Raw genomic sequence first — 5,028 nt, 5'->3', positions numbered from 1 at the left:
GTTCCTGGTGCGGCTGCCGCTGACCGCGCCCCCGGGCGTGGAGGTGGCCCCGGCGGAACCCGTTGCCCCGTTGGGCAGCCACGTGCAGGGGCTTGACTGGCCGGGGTCCGGCCCCTTGCCGCAGCATGCCCAGGCAGCGGGCAGGGATGGCGGGCTGGTGCTGGTGGTGGAAGACAACCGCGACATGATCGCCTACATCGTGGACATTCTGCGCCCGTACCATCAGGTAGCCGTGGCCTTCGACGGTGAAGAGGGGCTGCGCAAGGCGCTGGACCTGCGGCCCGACCTCATCGTGTGCGACGTGATGATGCCCCGCGTGGACGGCCAGCGCATGGTGGAACAACTGCGTCGCTACCCCGGCATGGCCGATGTGCCGGTGCTGATGCTGACCGCCAAGACCGACGACGAACTGCGCGTCCATCTGTTGCACGGCGTGGTGCAGGGGTACATCCAGAAGCCCTTCACGGCGGCAGAACTGCAGGCCAGCGTGCACGCCGAACTGCGCGACCGGGCCAGGCACAAGGCGGAACTTGACGAAAGTGAAACGCGCTTTCGGGCCACCTTCGAGCAGGCGGCGGTGGGCCTTGCCATGGTGGCACCGGACGGAAGCTGGCTGCGCGTCAACGGCAAGCTGTGCGACATCGTGGGCTATTCGCCTGAAGAACTGGTGAAACTGCGCTTTCAGGACATCACGCACCCCGAGTATCTGGACAGCGATCTTGTGCAGATGCGTCGGGTGTTGGCCGGAACCATCGACACCTACAGCCTGGAAAAACAGTATCTGCGCAAGGGCGGTGAGCCGGTGTGGGTGAACCTGACCGTGGCCCTGGTGCGCAAGGCCGACGGTACGCCCGACTACTTCATCTCGGTGGTGGAGGACATCCAGCAGCGCAAGGCCTTCGAACGGCGCCTGGCCGAAAGCGAGGAGCGCTTCCGGCAGGTGGTGGAGTACGCTCCCGAGGCCATCTTTCTGCAGAAGGAGGGCAGGTTCGCCTATGCCAACCCGGCGGCACGGGCGTTGTTCGGCGTCGAGGATCCCAAGGAGATCATGGGTCGGGGCGTGCTGGAATTTTTCCATCCCGACGACCGGGATACGGTGGTCGGACGCATTCGCCAACTGAACGAGGAGCGCCGTACCGTGCCACGCGAGCACGTGCGCATTCAGCGCCGGGACGGCACCGTGGTGGATGCGGAAACGTCGGCCGTGCCCTTCCGACTGGGGATGCGCGACGGCGCGCTGGTCTTCGTGCGCGACGTCAGCGAACGGATACGGGCGGAACGCGAGATTCGCGATCTTGCGCGCTTTCCCGGTGAGAACCCCAACCCGGTCATGCGGGTCAGTCCGGATCTGGTGCTGCTGCACGCCAACCGGTCCAGCGGTGTTTTTCTCGACTGCTTCGGTGCGCAGATGGGTGGCCCCTTTCCCGCGCAGTTCGCCGGGGTGGTGGCCGAGGCCTTGCGCACCTGGACCGTGCAGACCTTCGAGGCCCAGTGCTGCGACCGCATTTACGACATGACCGTGAACCCCATCGCCGACGGAGGCTACGCCAACATCTACGGCCTGGACATCACCGAACGGAAGAACGCCGAGCGCGAACTGATCAACGCGCGCGAGGCGGCGGAAGCCGCCACCAGGGCCAAAAGCGCCTTTCTGGCCAACATGAGCCACGAACTGCGCACCCCCATGAACGGGGTGCTGGGCATGCTGCAACTGCTGGACGCCACCCCTCTGGACACGGAGCAGCGCGGCTACGTGCAGGTGGCCCACGCGGCGGGCAGCAACCTGACGCGCCTGCTTGGCGATCTGCTGGACCTGGCCCGGGTGGAGTCGGGGCGGCTGACCATCCGCGAGGAGCCGTTCGATTTCACCGGACTGGCACAAGAGGTGCTGGCCGTGCTGCGGCCCGAGGCGGACCGCAAGGATATCGTGCTGGAGACGGCGGTGGACGGCGTGCCGCATGCCCTGCTGGGCGACCCGCTGCGCATCCGTCAGATGCTGCTGAACATAGTGGGGAATGCGGTGAAGTTCACCGACCGGGGGCACGTGCGGCTGCTGGCCCGGTTCGAGCCGCCAGCCAGGCCGATAGGGCCAGACGGGCCAGACGGGCCGGGCAGGCAGGGCGTGCGGGGCACACTGTGCATCGATGTGGAAGATACCGGCATCGGCATACCCGGCGACATGCTGGGCACCATCTTCGAGCCGTTCACCCAGGTGGAGGACGCCGTGTCGCGCAGGCACGGCGGCGCCGGTCTGGGGCTGTCCATCGTGCGGCGCATCGTGGAACTGATGGCGGGCGAGGTTTCCATGACCAGCGCGGAGGGGCGCGGCACCACCGTGACCTTGCGCCTGCCCATGGCCGAAACGGACCAGGTGCCCGTGCAGGAGCAGACACGCAACGGGCTGTCCGACGTGTCTGCCCGCCAGGGCTGCCTGCTGCTGGTGGAAGACGACCACGTGAACCGGCTGACCGTGCTCTGGATGCTGGAGAAGCTGGGCTACGAGGCCCTGGCCGTGGGGGATGGCGCGGCGGCGTTGCAGGCGCTGCGGGACGGACGCTTCGACACGGTGCTCATGGACGTACAGATGCCGGTCATGGACGGCTTGCAGGCCACGGCGGCCATCCGCACCGCCACGGACCTGCCGGGCGGGTCGGACATTCCGGTTATCGCCCTGACCGCCTACGCCATGGAGGGCGACCGCGAACGCCTGCTGGCTGCGGGCATGGACGACTACATCGAGAAGCCGGTGGACGTGCAGGCGCTGCGCCGGGTGCTGTCCCGTTTCGTGGGCGTCCCTGCTTCCCGGGTGTCTTTCGATGAGCCTCGTACGGAGAAACTGCCGGATAATTCCTAGGTATGGGCGAACAACCTTGTCCGCGGCGGGCAGGGGCGGCAGGACGGCGCCGCGCGCGGGCTATATGGCCCGGCGCAGGCGCCGTTCCACGTGGCGTGCCGCCAGCGAGCAGGAAAAGGTCAGCATCAGGTACAGGGCCGCCACCGTGAGCCATATCTCGAAGGTCAGGTAGGTGGCGGCCATCAGTTCCATGCCCTGAAAGGTCAGCTCGCGGATGGAGATCACCGACAGGATGGCCGAATCCTTGATGGTGGAGATGAATTGCCCGGCCAGCGGCGGCACGATGAGCCGGAAGGCCTGCGGCAGGATGACGTGGCGCAGTTGCTGCCGCCGGGTCAGCCCGGTGGAGGCCGATGCCTCCCATTGGCCGCGCCCCACGCCCTCCAGCCCGGCGCGCACGATTTCGGTGATGTAGGCGCCTTCGTACAAGCCAAGAACGAGGACCCCGGAAAGGAACACCGGCAATTGTCCGGGCGGCGCCAGCAGCAGGGAGGATGCCCGCATCAGCCAGTCCTGCACGGACAGGTACAGTTGTGGGGGCAGCATGTCCGCCACGCCGTCGGCCACAGGAGCGAACAGTCCGGCCAGCAACGGGGCGAACTGCGAACTCACGAAGAAGTGGAAGATGAACACCAGGACCAGCGGCGGCAGGTTGCGCACCCCTTCCACGTAGGTACGCGCCACCATTCGCCGGAACAGGTGCGGGCTGGCCCGCAGCAGACCCATGCCCGTGCCGATGCACAGGGCCAGCAGTGTGGACCACACCCCCAGGCGCACCGTAACCAGCAGCCCCTGGGTCAGCGTGCCCGGCACCCAGCCCCCCGCCCCCTGTGCCACCTGCTGCGCGTCGTGCCGCAGCAGGTACTGCCACACCACGCTCCAGTTCCATTGGTAGTCCAGACGGCCTGCCGCGTTCAGGAACAGCCATGTCCCGCCGGCCAGCAGCAGCGCCAGCAGGGCCGCGTCCAGCCGCCGCGCGGCCGGGGGGGACAGAAAGTCCTCCACTGCAGTGGGTGCTTCGGTCGCGTGGCCATGCCGCGCTTCATCGTCCCCGTGTTCCTGATGCGGAAGACGCGGGGGAAAGGCCGGGACGTTGTGCTCCGGCGGCAGGGCCGGGAACGGGCGAGGAAGCATGGCACTCCGGGACGGTTGACGGGATGCGGCGGGCGAACTGCCGCACGGCGCGCCGGGCCGCGTGTGCGGGCCCGGTGCGTCGCGTGGCGGGGGCGGGCTACTTCAGCCGCGCTTCCCACTCGTTGGTTTCGAACCAGTAGTGTTTGCGTTCCTTCAACCAGCCCTCGGCTTCCACCAGGCGGATCCAGTTGTCGAACACGTTCAGGGTATCCACGTCGCTCTTGCGCACGGCAAAGCCCACCGGCTCGCTGGTGAAGGTGCCGGGCACCGGCAGGAACAGCTTGTCCGGGTTCTTCAGCACCTCGAAGGCGGGCAGCGGCGCGCTGGAAACCATGGCGTGGGCGCGCCCGGACAGCACTTCCTGGATGGCCGGGGCCTCGTCGTCGAACAGGCGCAGGGTGGCGCGGGGGAAACGCTTTTTGGCCGCGGCCGCAGCCGTGCTGCCGGTGCGCGCGGCGATGGTGACCTCGGGCTTGTCGAAGTCTTCAAGAGTGGTGAAGCCCTTGGCCGTGGCGCGGTTGGCCATCAGGGCCATGCCCGCGTAATCGTAAGGAATGGTGAAGTTGACCTTCAGATTGCGGTCGGGCTTCACGCTCATGCCGCCGATGATCACGTCGAACTTGCCGGTGAGCAGGGCGGGGATGATGCCCGACCACTTGGTGGGCACGAATTCCACCTTCACGCCCAAGTCTTCCGCCAGGCGGGTGGCCACGTCCACCTCGAAGCCGACGAACTTGCCGCTGATGTCCTGCATGGCCCATGGCACGAAGGTGGAAAAACCCACCCGCAGCACGCCGCGCTCCAGCACGCCCGCGATGACGCTTTCCTCGGACAGTTTCTGGCGTACGGATGCCTCTGCCGCACGGGCGGGGGCATGCGGCGTCAGCAGCGCCGCAAGCACCAGCAGGATGGTCAGCAGCAGGGCTGGGCCGTGCAGACGGACAGAAGAGGGAATCGTAAGCATGTGAGTGCCTCCGTTGCGTGGCGCGCGGTTGCGGCGCGCGGGCTGCGCCCCGGCGGCATGGTGCGCCGCCGGTCGG

The 5,028-nt window shown here is 67.6% G+C and carries 3 protein-coding genes; 1 reads left to right on the top strand and 2 read right to left on the bottom strand.

All coding sequences use genetic code 11. The features are described 5' to 3' along the window. Positions 1-2,854, top strand: a 2,854-nt coding sequence (locus tag FVW27_RS07650; RefSeq protein ID WP_167124064.1) for a hybrid sensor histidine kinase/response regulator, incomplete at its 5' end; no start/stop codon positions are given. 60 nt (positions 2,855-2,914) lie between these two features. On the opposite strand, the gene FVW27_RS07645 is transcribed toward FVW27_RS07650, so the two are convergent. Then, positions 2,915-3,988 (bottom strand): amino acid ABC transporter permease, encoded by a 1,074-nt coding sequence (locus FVW27_RS07645; RefSeq protein ID WP_167124062.1) that lies wholly within the window; start codon positions 3,986-3,988, stop codon positions 2,915-2,917. Positions 3,989-4,085: 97 nt separating this feature from the next. Next, positions 4,086-4,952: a transporter substrate-binding domain-containing protein gene (locus FVW27_RS07640; protein ID WP_167124060.1), complete on the bottom strand. Its 867-nt coding sequence runs from the start codon at positions 4,950-4,952 to the stop codon at positions 4,086-4,088. Positions 4,953-5,028 lie beyond the last annotated feature (76 nt).

The sequence above is a fragment of the Nitratidesulfovibrio liaohensis genome, assembly GCF_011682075.1.
Lineage (GTDB): Bacteria > Desulfobacterota > Desulfovibrionia > Desulfovibrionales > Desulfovibrionaceae > Cupidesulfovibrio > Cupidesulfovibrio liaohensis.
This window is presented reverse-complemented; position numbering and strand designations above follow the sequence as displayed.

What these genes read in the sequence shown, in the direction of transcription:
- FVW27_RS07645 (WP_167124062.1), bottom strand. Translation starts at nt 3,988, where the DNA reads ATGCTTCCTCGCCCGTTCCCGGCCCTGCCGCCGGAGCACAACGTCCCG.
- FVW27_RS07640 (WP_167124060.1), bottom strand. Translation starts at nt 4,952, where the DNA reads ATGCTTACGATTCCCTCTTCTGTCCGTCTGCACGGCCCAGCCCTGCTG.